This is a genomic window from Aeromonas sp. (genome assembly GCF_051657805.1).
Taxonomy (GTDB): Bacteria; Pseudomonadota; Gammaproteobacteria; order Enterobacterales; family Aeromonadaceae; genus Aeromonas.
This window is the reverse complement of record NZ_JBOFLJ010000010.1, coordinates 439,508-454,967: the sequence shown is the minus strand read 5'-3', so window position 1 is coordinate 454,967 and position 15,460 is coordinate 439,508. Positions and strand designations below refer to the sequence as shown.

The following is a 15,460-nucleotide window of genomic DNA, read 5'->3' as shown; positions in this document are numbered from 1 at the left end:
GCAGAGGGGGCACCCCGGCCCCCTCTGCTTGCATGCTCTGTCAGCGCACGCGGTTGGTCGGCCGCTTGAGCAGGCGTATGCCGATGGCCGCGACGGCAATGACGAAGAGGGCGAGCGAGGTCACCAGCAGACACTTGGTCATCAGCTCGTGGTGGTTGGCCAATACCGGGGTCGCCATCACGAACTTGCCGATGAGGCTCAGCACCAGGGCCCAGAGGAAGGCGCTGGCGAAGCTCGCCACCATCACCCTCGGCAGGTGCAGGCGGGAGACCCCCATCAGCATGGGCGTCAGCACCCTGACGAAGGGGATGAAGCGGGAGACGAACATGGCCCAGAAGCCGTATCTGTCCAGCAGCCGGGAGGCCCTGGGCAGGCTCCCCTCCGGGATCATCCGCTCTACATGCCCCATGAAGGAGGTGCCGTGCAGGGCATGCCCCTGCACATAGGCCACCAGGCTGCCGAGGCCGGCGGCGAGCGGCATGTAGAGGAAAGTCACCTCGGGGCCGAGCACCCCCATCCCCACCAGGCCACCGGCCAGCAGCACCAAGCTGTCTCCCGGCAGGGGCAGGAACACGAAACTCGATTCGAGAAAGAGGATCACCACCAGACAGGTGACGAGCAAACCGATGGCTTGCATTTGAATAAGCTGATCAAAATCCTGATGCCATATGGCAAGCAGCATGTCCTGCATCCGGTGTGACTCCCATCAACGTACTGCACATCCGTCATGGAGACCCGAGGGCCCCAGCTGGCCATTCTTCCCTGATAGCGACCCCATCTATCCCTGTGGGAGGCCCGTTATACACCCGCAGAACTGAACAATAAATTAATGTCTGCGATTTATGTGGGCTTCCCGGCGCTTTCGCGGACAGGGGCCGACCCCAGCAGGCGCGATGGCGCACAGGCAGGCAAGGGGCTGATCCAGCTGGAGATTTGGCAAAGAATATAGTCAGTTGGCGCCATGACCCGCTGCCAAGGCGGCCAAAAACCATTACAGTGTAAGGACTCCTCATCGGACGAGGATGCCCACGGAGCTAGGTATGGCGTTGACCCCTCTCTTTGACAGCAAGACCCTCTCCCTGGCCGGTCTGGGACTGCTCAGCCTCGCGGCCCATGCCGACGACGAATCCCTGGTACAGCGCCGTGCCAATGCCGTGGTCTCCCTGATGAGCTACACGGTGGTGCCCGACATCACCGCCAGCAACCTGGACATAGGCGGCGGCACCGGCGAACAGTCCGCCCTGACCATCACCCAGCTCGGGGGCGGCGCCACCATGAGCGCGGACTTCCCCATCTATCTGGAAGGCACCCTGGGCTACAGCCGCTACGATCCCCAGTTCGTGTTCAGCGACGGCACCGACACCCGCACCATCCCCACCAAGTGGAACAGCCTGACCGCCACCGGCGGCATAGGCTGGGACTTCACCCTGCACAAGGACAAATGGGGGGGCAATCTGGTGCTGCGCCCCATCGGCAACTTTACCCTCGGCACCCTGGCGAGCGATCTGCGCCTCGGAGCCCTCTTCATCCAGCACAAGACCGGCAAGAACCTCGACTTCCTCGATGGGGGCCGACTCAACGTCTACGGCCTGGGGGGCGCCCTGATGCTGGACTACGAGCTGTTCTCCAAACCCCAGGACATCGACGTGGAGCTGCGCTACTCCTATCAGCACCTGCAGAGCTTCGCCGGCACCAGCCCCAGCGTCACGGGCCAAGCCGAGGCGGAGAACCTGGGGCTCTACCTGCGCCGCCGCGCCCCCATGTGGGACTGGACCCTGCTGGATCGCCCCCTGCGCTACGTGCTGGAGGCGGCCCGCACCGAGTACCTGGGGGAGCAGCGCGGCCTGCTCGGCTTCAACAGCCTCAACTCCCTCGGCCTTGGGCTCGAACTCGACAGCAGCAAATACGACATCTTCGTCACCCGCACCCGCCTCGTTGCCCGTTATATGTTCAGTAACAACACCAGTGGCTACTCGGTCGGGCTGGCGATGAGTTTTTAACGGCGCAGACGCAGGCACAGGAGACCCCATGACGAACTTGACCAAGGCACAGACTGACGACTTGCTCGCCACCTTGCAGGCCCGCTTTGAGCGCTACCCAAATCGTCACGAAGGGATCACCTGGTCACAGGTGCGCGCCAGGCTGGATGCCAGCCCGCAGCCACTGCGCTCGCTTTATGAGATGGAGCGCACTGGCGGTGAGCCCGATGTCATCGGCCAGGATCCCCAGAGCGGGCAATTTATCTTCTGTGACTGCAGTGCCGAGAGCCCAAGCGGGCGCCGGAGCCTCTGTTATGACCGGAAAGGGCTGGAATCACGGAAGGAGAACCGACCGGCGGGTTGTGCCACCGAGATGGCCGCACAGTTGGGCATAGCCCTGCTCACGGAAAGCGAGTATCGGGCGCTGCAGACCATCGGCACATTCGATATCAAGACATCGAGCTGGATAGAGACACCGGCGAAAATCAGAGCGCTCGGCGGGGCCCTGTTCTGCGATTGCCGCTACGACAGCGTCTTTCTGTATCACAACGGCGCCCAATCCTACTATGCCGCCAGAGGCTTTCGCGGCAGCGTGCGGGTCTAGGTACCAAGTGGATGTCCGACCGCAAGAGGCTGGCTGTTTACCCGCTATATTCTACCGGTCACCGCTTCTTGTAGCCGGTCAACACATAACACTTCCAAGGATCGAGAGCTTGTTATGGCCAAATTTCTGAATACCAACGCAACTAACTATTTTCTTGAAGAGCTGATCAAGGATGCCAAGGAACGGTTAATCCTGATCAGCCCCTTCCTTAAACTCAACGACAGGATCAAAGAGTTGCTCACCGACAAGAATCGGCTCAAGATCGATGTCCGCATCGTCTATGGCAAAAGCGAGCTACAGCCGGAAGAGATCAGCTGGCTTAAAGAGCTCACCTATATCCGCACCAGTTTTTGCAAAAACCTCCATGCCAAGTGCTACCTCAATGAGGAGATGTGCATCATCACCAGCCTGAACCTCTATGAATTCAGTCAAGTGAACAACAACGAGATGGGCGTATTGATCCAGCGTTCAGAGGATGGCGAACTCTATCGCGATGCCTATGACGAGGCACAACGGATCATCAGGGTCAGTGAAGAGGTGCGCATCTCGCTGGAAAGAGTCGCCAGCGACAGCGATAAGAACGAAGCTGCGGTTGTCAATGCTGGGCCAGCACCAGCTTGTCCAAAATGCGGTTCCACCATGGTATTGCGAACCAGTAAACGAGGAGATACCAAGGGCAATACCTTTTGGGGGGTGCACAAGCTATCCCAAGTGTCGCAGCATCATTCCCATCGAGACGCATCCCTGACCAGGGTCTGTAAAGGCATATCACTATGCTTATAGACCCGCTGCTAGCTCAGCGTTGATTTCTACTGCCACTATTGTTGCTCACAATCCTGTTCAAAACGCCGTAGTAGTAACCTGATTAAGTTAAGAATGCATGGGGCAACAAGCAGCTCTCACAGCCCCCAACACTCAAGTCGAACACATGTAATTGTCAAATGGGGAAAATTATTTTATGCGTATTACACACCCTAATTTCGTTGTATCAAAAAAAATCAACCCTGATACCAAATAATTTTTAAATACTATAGAGCACAGGTGGATAATTGTATGAGCCAGAACCTAAAAACATATCAGCAAATAACAAGCGAGCTGAAAGCCAAGCAACGGCAAATCCACTTACTTCTGGGTAATGGATTTAGTATGGCCTACAACCCTGAGATTTTTTCATATAATGCACTACATAATTTTATAAGTTCTCAAGATAACTTAAAGATCAAGTCTCTGTTTGACATAGTCAAAACCAAGAACTTCGAACTTGTCATGCAACAACTAGATAATTTCATTGATCTAGCCCGTGTTTTTGGTTGTGACAAAACTTAGAAAGTGACATATTACAGACCAGTCAACAGCTAAAAGAGAGCCTAATTGATGCTGTTGAAGCATTACATCCTGAGCATGTATTTAAGCTTTCTAACGATGAAATCAATAATTGTGCTAGATTTCTATCTCCATTCATATCTAGCAATGGCAATATATTCAGCACGAACTATGACATATTGTTATATTGGGTATTATTGCGAAAAGGTACGATTCACCATATAGATGGTTTCGGTAGAGATATCGAAGATAGCTCAGCTGATGAGCCTGAGTTTTCTGAACTGCGATGGGGATTGCATAGAGATAAACAAAATATCCATTACCTTCATGGTTCTCTTCTAATATTTGATCAGGGGATTCACATAACCAAAGAACAATATACACCTAAAAAATACATTCTTGAAAATATAAAAGAACGAATTCACAGTTCACAATACCCCATCTTTGTTGCATCAGGAAATGGCAACGAAAAGTTAAGTCACATCCTTCACAATCGATACCTAACTTATTGCTATGATGCATTGTGTGCTATTGAAGGCTCATTGATAACCTTTGGATTTAACTTTGGTGAATATGATGAACATATCATAAATGCAATAAATATCGCAGCGAAGCCAGGTAGAAAAATGCCTGACAGATTATTAAGTATTTACATCGGCGTCTACTCTGAGGACGATAGAAAACATATTGAGCGTATAAAAGGGAAGTTTAAGTGTAAAGTGAACTTGTTTGATGCAAAGACTGTCCCTGTTTGGCGTTAATATCCTTAGTTTTTTAGATAAATGATAAAATATATGGCGGCCCATTGGCCGCCCTTGTTGTCTCTGGCTATCAGCGAATGGTCGCCATCTTTCTGACGCAGGCCTGCTCCCTGTCATCCACCCGCTTGGCGAACCAGGCGGTGGTGAGGTTGCGGGTGATCTTGGGGCTCTTCAGCTGGATGCCGGGCAGGATGGCGCGAGGCAGACGGCTACCCGCCTTCTGCTCCGCCAGGGTGAAGACCCGGCCATAGAGATCCGTCTTGGCGAACTCGTCGCTGTCCCCCAGTCGCAGACTCTGGCGAATGGCGGTCTGGCTCATGCTGAGCCGGCTCGCGATGCTGTAGACGGCGAGCTCCGTATTGCCCGGCTTGTCGGAGCCATAGCGGATGAGATCCCCATCCAGCGCCAGCGTCTTGCCGCTCACCCGGCTGACGGCGGCCTGGAAGGCGGCGTTGCGACTCGCGTACCAGCCGGCGTTGAAGTCGGCGAAGCGATAGAGGGTATCCGGGTAGTCGGCGGGATAGCCGAAGATGTGCCTGGTGCCAAACCAGATGCCCCCACGGCGGCTGAACACCTCGTGGCGAATGGACTCCTTCACGGGATAGGGATAGCCGCGGGCATTGGCCTCGGCGAAGGCGATGCTCACCTGCATGGGGCCGCCGGTGTGCACAGGGTTGAGGTTGCCAAACAGCGTCTTGCCCATGGGCACTGTGCCTATCATGTCTTCGAAGATCTCGCTCATCTCCCGCTCGGTGCGCAACTTGTCGATGCGTTCGGCATAGGACTTGCCGGTGGGGGACTTGATACTGAGGGCCGAACGCACCACGAATTCGGGGATGAGCAGCTTGCCGGCCCGCCGGTTGATCTCCTTCCAGGCGATCTTGCCAAGGCCGGGCACCACGGGATCGGCCTGATAGGTCGCCTCCTGCTCCGCCACCGCCAGCACGCTGCAGACGTTGTGATCGCTCACCGTGAGGTTCTGGGTCGAGAGGGCCGTTACCACGTCGTTGGCCCACCCCTGTTTGTCCGGCACCTGGCGCGGCAGGAAGCGCACTATGCGGCTCTTCATGTCGGCGGGTTGGCGCGGCTGCATGGCCTTGGGTTGTTTGGCGATGGCGGCCGCTTCGTCGGCGGGGATGCCGGGTTCGCTGGCACAACCGGCCAGCAGGGCGGCAAACAAGAGGGGCAAGGCAACCAGCGGATGGGCCGAGCCCAAGTATCGGGGAGAAAGAGTCATGAAGGCTTCCGATAAGCAGGAGGGGCCGGGGTCCCCATCCCAGATGACGGGCCCCGAACGCAAACAGGGAGCCATTGTAGTGGATTGGGAGGGTGATCTGAAGGCGCTCATTCAAGGGGGCAAGATGGGGCGACAGCCTATGACCGCAGCCTTCTCAGGCCGGTTCAATCAGGCTTCTGCCGAGGTTCCTGGTCCCATAGAGAGCGTGATCGGTGAAATGTCTGAAGGCCCATTACAAGGAACCTGATGGGGCTACAACTTCTGTTCACCCCCGACTCAGGCCAGTTCAACCCGGTTTCTACCCAGGTGCTTGGCCCGGTAGAGGGCGAGATCGGTGCGCTTGACCAGGGCCTCCGCCTCCTCCCCCTCCTGGCAGATCCCGACCGCCACGCTCACCGTCACCTGGACCCCATCCGTCGTGACGAGGGACTCGGTGGCGGATCGGACCTGCTCGGCGAGGGAGCACGCCCTGACCATGGGAATGCCCGGCAGCCAGATGGCGAACTCCTCCCCCCCGAGTCTCGCGACCACACCATCCGGTGGGCAGTGTTGGCGCAGCAAGGCACCGAATTCCCGCAGCACATTGTCACCGGTGCCGTGACCATGGCGATCATTGACCTGCTTGAAATGGTCCAGATCCAGCAACAGCAGCGGGGTGCCCGCCTCCATGTGGGACTCGAGCACGGCGCCAAAGGAGCGGCGGTTGGACAGGCCCGTCAGCTCATCCGACATGGCGAGGGAGGCCAGCCGGATCTGGGTACCGTACATCTGCTTGACCATCAGCAAGACCCCCCATGCCGTCGCCAGCATCCCCAGAGAGCGCAGACTGTCCTCCACCCGGGAGAGCCACCATGGCTGGGCATAGGCCTCATCCATCACGTCGATGACCCCCGAGACGAGCCACAGGTAGAGACCGACGGAGAGATAGAGATAGGAGCGCCTGGAGAGGGGGGCGCATTGCACCACCCAGAACATGAACAACAGGGTCAGTACATTGATCATCTCGGCCAGGGCACCGATGGTGTAGAGGTGATGCTGGGCCAGGGGTTCGAAGGAGAGTCCATCCCATCCGGCCGTCAGCAGCAGCAGGCAGGGAAGCAAGATGAGAGCGATGCGGCGACCACGGGGGAGAGACGGAAAGCGGCTCGGGTGTATGGATAATGTGAGGGGAGTCTTTAACATCTATCTGGCTCCAAGGTATCGCCATCTCGCAACGACCGGGGATTGTCAGCACGGGGAAACCCCGTCGCCGTGGCAGAGTCCAGGCCGTTGAACTTTCGTATTGTGAACCAGATTTTCCATAAAAAACAATCCCCTCACCATCAGGGTCAGGGGATTGCCGAGGAAAAAACAGGGGCCGTAATGGCCTCTGGCAAGGGTCAGGCGCTCTGGCGCAGGGCCTGATGCTGGGCCGCCCCGTTGATCACCGCCTGCAGGGAGGCATTGACCACATCGCGCCCCACGGCGACGCCACAGAGGCGCACCCCGTCGATGCTGAGCAGCACATAGGCGGCGGCGCGAGACTCGGTGCCGGCAGTGAGGGCATGTTCCGAGTAATCCAGCACGTCGATATGCATCCCGGTGTGGCGCTCCCAGCCGTTGACCAGCGCCGTGATGGCTCCCTCCCCCTCCCCGCACAGCTGTACACTGCCCGCCGGAGTCTGCAGCTCGAGGCGCAGGCTCTCCTGGTTGTCGTGGCCGAGCTGGAAACGGCCGATGCGATAGCCGTGGACGGGTTCGAGGTAGTGCCGCTCGAACAGGGCACGGATCTGCTCCGGGCTGATCTCGCTGCTGCTTGCCTCGGCCTGCGCCTGAACCCGGCGGCTGAAGTCGATCTGCAGCCAGCGCGGCAGTTGCAGGCCGAGGTCGCGCTCCAGCAGATAGGTCACCCCCCCCTTGCCGGACTGGCTGTTGATGCGGATCACCGCCTCGTAGCTACGACCGAGATCGGCGGGGTCGATGGGCAGATAGGCCACATCCCAATAGGCGTCGGGTTTGGGCGCAGCCAGGGACTTGCGGATCGCGTCCTGGTGGCTGCCGGAAAACGCGGTGTAGACCAGCTCCCCCGCGTAAGGGTGGCGCGGGTGCAGCGCTATCTGGGTGCAGGCCCCCACGGTGGCGACGATGGCATCCATGTCACTGAGGTTGAGCTCGGGGTCTATGCCCTGGCTATAGAGGTTCATGGCCATGGTGACTATGTCCATGTTGCCGGTGCGCTCGCCGTTGCCGAGCAGGGTGCCCTCGATGCGATCCGCCCCCGCCAATACCGCCAGCTCGGCAGCGGCCACCCCGCAGCCTCTATCGTTGTGGGTGTGGATGGAGATGCTCACCTCGGGGCGCGCCTTGAGGTTTCGACAGAACCACTCCACCTGATCCGCGAACACATTGGGCGTGCTCACCTCCACCGTCGCCGGCAGGTTCAGGATCATCGGGCGGGCCGCCGTGCGCCACTGGTCGATCACGGCGTCGCACACCTCGACGGCAAACTCCACCTCTGTGCTGCTGAAGCTCTCGGGGGAGTACTGGAAGCTCCACTCCGTGCCCGGGTTCCTGGCCGCATGCTCCCGCACCCAGCGGGCCCCCTGCACGGCAATGGCCTTGACCCCTTCGCGGCCCGAGTTGAACACATAGTTGCGCTGGGTCGGGTTGACCGAGTTGTAGACGTGGACGATGGCCCGCTTGGCCCCCTTGAGGGACTCGAAGGTGCGGACGATGAGATCTTCCCGGGCTTGCACCAGCACCTGGATGGTCACATCCTCGGGAATGAGGTTGCGCTCGATAAGCTCGCGCACGAAGTCAAAGTCGGGCTGGGAGGCGGCCGGGAAGCCCACCTCGATATGCTTGAAGCCGATGTGCACCATCAGCGCCCACATCTGCAGCTTCTGGGCCACCGTCATGGGCTCGACCAGCGCCTGGTTGCCGTCACGCAGGTCCACGGCGCACCAGAGGGGCGCTTGTGTCATGACCCGGTTCGGCCATTGGCGATCCGCCAGATTGATCACGGGGGAGCGGCGGTATTTGCGGTGATCGAAGCTCATATTCGTCTTTCCTTGGCTGGGGCCATAAAACGGTCTCGAAGGCGTCGGCAGGTGAGCAGAGCAGGGAGGGGGAACGGGTTGGCGCGGTAACGCTGGCCCTGTCGGGTGGTGCGGCGATGACCCCACACCCGCTTTCCAGTGACCCTCCCTGATAAGGGGGAGCCGGCCGGGGAGGCTGATAAGCCGTCGGCCCTGATCCTCTCGCACTGCCCCGATGCGCTGCCCTGTGACAGCCAGCACCTGCAGGCGCAGATGACCTTGGTGATGAGAGACCAGTATAGGGAAGGCGGTGCGGTGAGAGATTGCGAAGATGGCGATGAGAGGCTGAATATGCGCAATCATTGGTATGCAAACATCTAGATCATGAGTCAATATCACCCTTGTATGACGCAATGACTCATATATCCATTGGTTCATATAAACGAAAACCCCGCCATCGCTGGCGGGGTTTTGAGGGGCACGGCCCGGAGCCGGAGTTCCCGGCCCTTGGCAGGACTAGCGGTTGTTCACCTTGTGGTGCAGCTCCTGCACCGAGTTCACGTTGGCGGTGGCATCCACGCTGATAGCCATGCAGGTGGCGAAGGCCGCGTGCAGCGTGGTGGTGTAGGCCACCTTGTGCTGCAGGGCGCCGCGGCGCAGCTGCTTGGAGTCCTCGATGGCCTGACGACCCTCGGCGGTGTTGACGATGTAGGTGTACTCGCCATTCTTGATGCGATCCAGAATGTGCGGGCGACCCTCGTGCACCTTATTCACCAGACGCGGGTTGATGCTCGCCTCCCCCAGAGTCACGGCGGTGCCGTGGGTGGCGTCGAGCTCATAACCCAGCTCCAGCAGCTTGGCGGCCAGGTTCACCACCCGCTCCTTGTCGCCGTGGCGAACGGAAAGCAGGGCGCGGCCTTCGCTCGGCACCTGGTGACCGGCACCCAGCTGGGCCTTGGCATAGGCCTCGGCGAAGCTGCTGCCCACCCCCATCACCTCGCCGGTGGAGCGCATCTCCGGCCCCAGCAGCGGATCCACACCCGGGAACTTGGCAAACGGCAGTACCACTTCCTTCACCGAGTAGTAGGGCGGGATGATTTCGCTGGTGAAGCCCTGTTCTTTCAGGCTCTGGCCGGCCATCACGCGGGCGGCAATCTTCGCCAGCGGCGCGCCGGTCGCCTTGGAGACGAAGGGCACGGTACGGGCGGCACGGGGGTTCACCTCGATGAGGTAGATCTCGTTGTCCTTGACCGCGAACTGCACGTTCATCAAGCCGACCACGCCGAGCTCCAGCGCCAACTTGCGCACCTGCTCGCGCATCTCGTCCTGGATGGACTTGGACAGGGTGTAGGGCGGCAGGGAGCAGGCGGAGTCGCCGGAGTGAATGCCGGCCTGCTCGATGTGCTCCATGATGCCGCCGATGACCACGTCGGTGCCGTCGCAGATGGCATCCACGTCCACCTCGGTGGCGTCGTCCAGGAAGCGGTCCAGCAGTACCGGCGACTCGTTGGAGACGCTCACCGCCTCCGCGAAGTAACGGCGCAGATCCTGCTCGTCATAGACGATCTCCATGGCGCGGCCACCCAGCACGTAGGAGGGGCGCACCACCAGGGGGTAGGTGATGCGGGCGGCAACCTGCACCGCCTGCTCCAGCGCGGTGACTGTGCCGTTCTCCGGCTGCTTGAGCGCGAGACGCTCAACCGCAGACTGGAAGCGCTCGCGGTCTTCGGCGCGGTCGATGGCGTCCGGGCTGGTGCCGATGACAGGCACGCCGTTCGCTTCCAATGCTCGCGCAAGCTTGAGCGGGGTCTGGCCGCCGTACTGGACGATGACGCCCTTGGGCTGCTCGACCCGCACGATTTCCAGCACGTCTTCCAGGGTCACCGGTTCGAAGTAGAGGCGGTCCGAGGTGTCGTAGTCGGTGGAGACGGTTTCCGGGTTGCAGTTGACCATGATGGTCTCGTAACCGTCCTCGCGCAGGGCCAGGGCCGCGTGCACACAGCAGTAGTCGAACTCGATGCCCTGACCGATGCGGTTCGGGCCGCCACCGATGATCATGATCTTGTCACGGTTGCTCGGGGCCGCCTCGCACTCCTCGTCGTAGCTGGAGTACATGTAGGCGGTGTTGGTGGCGAACTCGGCGGCGCAGGTATCGACCCGCTTGTAGACCGGGAAGATGGCGTGGCGGGCGCGCAGCTTGCGTACCTCGCCCTCGGCCACGCCGAGGATCTTGGCCAGGCGCGCGTCGGCGAAGCCCTTGCGCTTCAGGGTGCGCAGGAAGTCGGCGTCGAGGCCGGCCATGCCGCGCTCCTTCACCTGCTCTTCCAGCTTGATGAGCTCTTCGATCTGCACCAGGAACCAGGGGTCGATCTTGGTCAGCTTGAAGACCCCTTCCATGGAGAGACCGGCGCGGAACGCATCGGCGATGTACCAGATCCGGTCACAGCCCGCGTCCTGCAGCTCGTGGCGGATGCGGGTCAGGGAGTCGGGGGCGTTCAGGTCCACCATGGGGTCGAAGCCGGTCTTGCCGGTCTCGAGGCTGCGCAGGGCCTTGTGCAGGGACTCCTGGAAGTTGCGGCCAATCGCCATCACTTCACCCACGGACTTCATCTGGGTGGTGAGACGGTCGTTGGCACCGGCAAACTTCTCGAAGTTGAAGCGCGGCACCTTGGTGACCACGTAGTCGATGGCCGGCTCGAAGGAGGCCGGGGTGCGGCCGCCGGTGATGTCGTTCATCAGCTCGTCCAGGGTGTAACCGATGGCGAGCTTGGCGGCGATCTTGGCAATGGGGAAGCCGGTGGCCTTGGAGGCGAGCGCGGAGGAGCGGGATACCCGCGGGTTCATCTCGATGATGACCATGCGGCCATCTTTCGGGTTGATGCCGAACTGGACGTTGGAGCCGCCGGTCTCGACGCCGATCTCGCGCAGCACCGCCATGGAGGCGTTGCGCATGATCTGGTACTCCTTGTCGGTCAGCGTCTGGGCGGGCGCGACCGTGATGGAGTCACCGGTATGGATGCCCATGGGGTCGAAGTTTTCGATGGCGCAGACGATGATGCAGTTGTCGTTGCGATCCCGCACCACCTCCATCTCGTACTCTTTCCAGCCGATCAGCGACTCATCGATGAGCAGCTCCTTGGTGGGCGACAGGTCCAGGCCGCGCTCGCAGATCTCGACGAACTCTTCGGTGTTGTAGGCGATGCCGCCACCGGAGCCACCCATGGTGAAGGAGGGACGGATGATGCAGGGGAAGCCCACCATCTGCTGCACGCCCCAGGCCTCTTCCATGTTGTGGGCGATGCCGGCGCGCGGGCACTCCAGGCCTATGCTGCGCATGGCCTTGTCGAAGCGGGAACGATCCTCGGCCTTGTCGATGGCGTCCGCCGTGGCACCGATCATCTCGACGCCGAACTCCGCCAGCACGCCGTGCTTCTCCAGCGCCAGGGCGCAGTTGAGCGCGGTCTGGCCGCCCATGGTGGGCAGGATGGCGTCCGGACGCTCTTTCTTGATGATCTCGCGCACCACTTCCCAGGTGATGGGCTCGATGTAGGTCGCATCGGCCATCTCGGGGTCGGTCATGATGGTGGCCGGGTTGGAGTTCACCAGGATGACGCGGTAGCCCTCCTCGCGCAGGGCCTTGCAGGCCTGGGCGCCGGAGTAGTCGAATTCGCAGGCCTGACCGATGACGATGGGGCCGGCGCCGAGGATCAGGATGCTCTGTAGGTCGTTACGTTTTGGCATGGCTTCTCTCTTCCTTTTCCTTAGGCGCGATACTGCTTAATCAATTCAATAAAGTGGTCAAAGAGACCGGCACAGTCGTGGGGGCCGGGGCTCGCTTCCGGGTGTCCCTGGAAGCTGAAGGCCGGGCGGTCGGTGCGATGAATGCCCTGCAGGGAGCCATCGAACAGGGAGACGTGGGTCGCGCGCAGGCAATCCGGCAGGCTCTCCTCGTCCACCGCGAAACCGTGGTTCTGGGCGGTGATCATGACGGTGTTGTCGTCCAGGCTCTTCACCGGGTGGTTGGCACCGTGGTGACCGAACTTCATCTTCAGGGTCTTGGCGCCGGAGGCCAGCCCCAGCAGCTGGTGACCGAGGCAGATACCGAACACCGGGGTGTTGGTATTGAGGAAGGCCTTGATGGCGTCGATGGCGTAGTCGCACGGCTCGGGGTCACCGGGGCCGTTGGAGAGGAAGATGCCATCGGGATTGAGCGCCAGTACCTCGGCGGCCGGGGTCTTGGCCGGCACCACGGTCAGGCGGCAGCCACGGTCCACCAGCATGCGCAGGATGTTGCGCTTGACGCCGAAGTCGTAGGCCACCACGTGGTACTTGAGCTCATCGGCGGCCGGGGTGATGTGACCCTTGCCGAGCTGCCAGCTCCCTTCGGTCCAGTCGTAAGATTCGGAAACGGTCACTTCCTTGGCCAGATCCATCCCCTTGAGACCGGGGAAGGCGCGAGCCTGTTCGAGGGCATATGCCTCATCGACCTGCTTGCCCGCCAGGATGCAGCCGGCCTGGGCGCCTTTCTCACGCAGGATGCGGGTCAGTTTGCGGGTGTCGATGTCGGCGATGCCAACGATGTTTTGAGACTTGAGGTAATCGGAGAGGGATTGCTGATTGCGGAAATTGGAGGCAAGTATCGGAAGGTCCCGGATGATCAATCCCTGAGCGTGGATTTGACTGGACTCTTCATCTTCGCTGTTGGTGCCGGTGTTGCCTATATGGGGGTAAGTGAGGGTGACTATCTGACGGGAGTAAGAGGGATCGGTGAGGATTTCCTGATAGCCCGTCATCGACGTATTGAAAACCACTTCACCAACGGAACATCCCTCGGCGCCTATCGACACGCCTTTGAACACAGTTCCATCTTCCAGCACTAGCAATGCAGTGTGATTCAAGACAACCTCCAGTTATTTAGCTTTAAATTCAGCAATTTACCTGGGTGTTGCGGGTCCGGACACTGTTTGAAACAGGGCTCAAACCCGGCAGATTTCTGGCAAATTGGGCGCATTCTACTTAAAAACGATCGCATTTCAACGTCTTTTCTCACCTGAAATGCATCTAAATTCAATAAAAAAGCAATATTACCCATTATCTATGCACTAACCCGCTTTGCAACCCCCTCCCCTAAAAGAAAATCAAAATGCAGGCATGAAAGCCGGAAAGAAAGCCTTCAGAAACACACAAATCAAACTTTATCACTTAAATTACAACGCGTTATGATTCAACAAAAAAACAAACCACAATCAACAATGGATATTTTTAGACAGATAAGTTTTATAACAGAAAGGAAAACGTTTTTACGTGTTTGAATTTTTAGTCTGTTTTACCACATGTAAAAAAACGGGGTAATAGGGATCATTGAGGCCCGTCACCGTTACGCTTTGATGACATTTTCGCAATGCAGACCGGGGGAGATTCGGAGCTTTAAGGATTTTATGATAGTTCGACTAAAAAGAGGCATCTAAGCCTCGTTTATACCACTAATGTGAAAATCCCCGGCGAACCGGGGCTTGGCAGGGGGGTGACAACCGGGGTCATCAACGGGGCGGCTGGCTGGGTAGGAAACGCCCGCGATCCCCTTACTTCAGGTTGAGGACATCCTGCATGTCGTAGAGACCGGCAGCCTGGCCCTTGAGCCACTTGCCCGCCCGCACCGCACCATTGGCGAAGGTCAGACGGCTGGAGGCCTTGTGGCTGATCTCCACCCGCTCGCCGATGTCGGCGAACATGACGGTGTGCTCCCCCACCAGATCGCCGGCCCGTATGGTGGCAAAGCCGATGGTGTTGCGATCCCGCTCGCCGGTGATCCCCTCGCGGCCGTAGACGGCGCACTCTTTCAGGTCACGTCCGAGCGTCTTGGCCACCACTTCCCCCATGGAGAGCGCGGTGCCGGAGGGGGCATCCACCTTGTGTCTGTGGTGCCCCTCGATGATCTCGATGTCGGTGTAATCCCCCATCACCCTGGCGGCCTGCTCCAGCAGCTTGAACACCAGGTTGACCCCCACCGAGTAGTTGGAGGCGAAGACGATGCCTATCTGGCTGGCGGCCTGATGCAGGGCGGCCTTGCCCGCGTCGTCAAAGCCGGTGGTGCCGATCACCATCTGCTTGCCGTGCGCCTGGGCAAACGCCAGGTTCGCCAGGGTCACCTCGGGGCGGGTGAAATCGATGATGAGATCGAACTCGTCACGCACCTTGTCCAGGCTGTCGCTGATCAGCACCCCAAGCCGGCCGAGACCGTTCAACTCACCGGCATCCAGACCTATCACGGCAGAGCCCGGTCGCTCCAGCGCCGCCCCGACCACCACGCCCTCGGCGTTGGTGATGGCCTCCAGCAGCACCTTGCCCATACGACCATTACAGCCCATCACGGCCACACGGATCGGATTGTCCATCTCCACCCTCTCATCTGTTTTTATGGAAAGATGACCGTTTTACCAGCCTGCGTCTGCTTTGAAAAGCCTGCCGTGGACGCCGTTTTGCAACCGACAAATAAACGAGCATTAACCAATAAAACCGAATATTCGACAAATTTAATC

12 protein-coding genes are annotated in these 15,460 nt (G+C 59.4%); 5 read left to right on the top strand and 7 right to left on the bottom strand.

All coding sequences use genetic code 11. The annotated features are described in order from the left end of the window. Nucleotides 1–40: 40 nt before the first annotated feature. A complete protein-coding gene (locus ACRCYW_RS04750; RefSeq protein WP_438548998.1) occupies nucleotides 41–691 on the bottom strand; it encodes a DedA family protein in 651 nt (216 codons plus the stop codon). Nucleotides 692–1,040: 349 nt separating this feature from the next. Here ACRCYW_RS04750 and ACRCYW_RS04745 point away from each other — a divergent pair, with 349 nt between their 5' ends. The 5 genes from ACRCYW_RS04745 (at nucleotide 1,041) to ACRCYW_RS04725 (ending at nucleotide 4,667) form a co-directional block, all read left to right on the top strand. After that, nucleotides 1,041–2,000 (top strand): hypothetical protein, encoded by a 960-nt coding sequence (locus tag ACRCYW_RS04745; RefSeq protein WP_438548997.1) that lies wholly within the window; start codon nucleotides 1,041–1,043, stop codon nucleotides 1,998–2,000. A 28-nt stretch (nucleotides 2,001–2,028) separates the two neighbouring features. Beyond that, a complete protein-coding gene (locus ACRCYW_RS04740) occupies nucleotides 2,029–2,583 on the top strand; it encodes a DUF4256 domain-containing protein (protein ID WP_438548996.1) in 555 nt (184 codons plus the stop codon). A 114-nt stretch (nucleotides 2,584–2,697) separates the two neighbouring features. Next, nucleotides 2,698–3,366, top strand: coding sequence for a phospholipase D family protein (locus ACRCYW_RS04735; RefSeq protein ID WP_438548995.1), 669 nt, complete (start codon nucleotides 2,698–2,700; stop codon nucleotides 3,364–3,366). Nucleotides 3,367–3,636: 270 nt separating this feature from the next. Beyond that, on the top strand, nucleotides 3,637–3,909 hold the full coding sequence (locus ACRCYW_RS04730) for a DUF4917 family protein (RefSeq protein ID WP_438548994.1): 273 nt from the start codon (nucleotides 3,637–3,639) through the stop codon (nucleotides 3,907–3,909). A gap of 8 nt (nucleotides 3,910–3,917) precedes the next feature. Then, entirely contained in the window at nucleotides 3,918–4,667 is a 750-nt protein-coding gene (locus ACRCYW_RS04725; RefSeq protein ID WP_438549031.1) for a DUF4917 family protein, read from the top strand. Between the two features lie 70 nt (nucleotides 4,668–4,737). Here the strand turns inward: ACRCYW_RS04725 and ACRCYW_RS04720 are convergent, their stop codons facing one another. The 6 genes from ACRCYW_RS04720 to dapB form a co-directional block, all read right to left on the bottom strand. Next, nucleotides 4,738–5,904: a DUF1615 domain-containing protein gene (locus ACRCYW_RS04720; protein WP_438548993.1), complete on the bottom strand. Its 1,167-nt coding sequence runs from the start codon at nucleotides 5,902–5,904 to the stop codon at nucleotides 4,738–4,740. 276 nt (nucleotides 5,905–6,180) lie between these two features. Beyond that, the gene (locus ACRCYW_RS04715) at nucleotides 6,181–7,086 is read right to left on the bottom strand and encodes a GGDEF domain-containing protein (RefSeq protein WP_438548992.1); all 906 of its coding nucleotides are present in this window, start codon (nucleotides 7,084–7,086) and stop codon (nucleotides 6,181–6,183) included. 197 nt (nucleotides 7,087–7,283) lie between these two features. Beyond that, nucleotides 7,284–8,942, bottom strand: a complete 1,659-nt coding sequence (gene leuA, locus ACRCYW_RS04710; protein WP_438548991.1) for a 2-isopropylmalate synthase — start codon at nucleotides 8,940–8,942, stop codon at nucleotides 7,284–7,286. A 495-nt stretch (nucleotides 8,943–9,437) separates the two neighbouring features. After that, nucleotides 9,438–12,662, bottom strand: coding sequence for a carbamoyl-phosphate synthase large subunit (gene carB, locus ACRCYW_RS04705; RefSeq protein WP_438548990.1), 3,225 nt, complete (start codon nucleotides 12,660–12,662; stop codon nucleotides 9,438–9,440). 20 nt (nucleotides 12,663–12,682) lie between these two features. Further along, a complete protein-coding gene (carA, locus tag ACRCYW_RS04700) occupies nucleotides 12,683–13,819 on the bottom strand; it encodes a glutamine-hydrolyzing carbamoyl-phosphate synthase small subunit (protein WP_438548989.1) in 1,137 nt (378 codons plus the stop codon). Nucleotides 13,820–14,503: 684 nt separating this feature from the next. Next, nucleotides 14,504–15,316, bottom strand: a complete 813-nt coding sequence (dapB, locus tag ACRCYW_RS04695; RefSeq protein ID WP_438548988.1) for a 4-hydroxy-tetrahydrodipicolinate reductase — start codon at nucleotides 15,314–15,316, stop codon at nucleotides 14,504–14,506. Between the last annotated feature and the right edge of the window lie 144 nt (nucleotides 15,317–15,460).

What these genes read in the sequence shown, in the direction of transcription:
- ACRCYW_RS04750 (WP_438548998.1), bottom strand. Translation starts at nt 691, where the DNA reads ATGCAGGACATGCTGCTTGCCATATGGCATCAGGATTTTGATCAGCTT.
- ACRCYW_RS04745 (WP_438548997.1), top strand. Translation starts at nt 1,041, where the DNA reads ATGGCGTTGACCCCTCTCTTTGACAGCAAGACCCTCTCCCTGGCCGGT.
- ACRCYW_RS04740 (WP_438548996.1), top strand. Translation starts at nt 2,029, where the DNA reads ATGACGAACTTGACCAAGGCACAGACTGACGACTTGCTCGCCACCTTG.
- ACRCYW_RS04735 (WP_438548995.1), top strand. Translation starts at nt 2,698, where the DNA reads ATGGCCAAATTTCTGAATACCAACGCAACTAACTATTTTCTTGAAGAG.
- ACRCYW_RS04730 (WP_438548994.1), top strand. Translation starts at nt 3,637, where the DNA reads ATGAGCCAGAACCTAAAAACATATCAGCAAATAACAAGCGAGCTGAAA.
- ACRCYW_RS04720 (WP_438548993.1), bottom strand. Translation starts at nt 5,904, where the DNA reads ATGACTCTTTCTCCCCGATACTTGGGCTCGGCCCATCCGCTGGTTGCC.
- ACRCYW_RS04715 (WP_438548992.1), bottom strand. Translation starts at nt 7,086, where the DNA reads ATGTTAAAGACTCCCCTCACATTATCCATACACCCGAGCCGCTTTCCG.
- leuA (WP_438548991.1), bottom strand. Translation starts at nt 8,942, where the DNA reads ATGAGCTTCGATCACCGCAAATACCGCCGCTCCCCCGTGATCAATCTG.
- carB (WP_438548990.1), bottom strand. Translation starts at nt 12,662, where the DNA reads ATGCCAAAACGTAACGACCTACAGAGCATCCTGATCCTCGGCGCCGGC.
- dapB (WP_438548988.1), bottom strand. Translation starts at nt 15,316, where the DNA reads ATGGACAATCCGATCCGTGTGGCCGTGATGGGCTGTAATGGTCGTATG.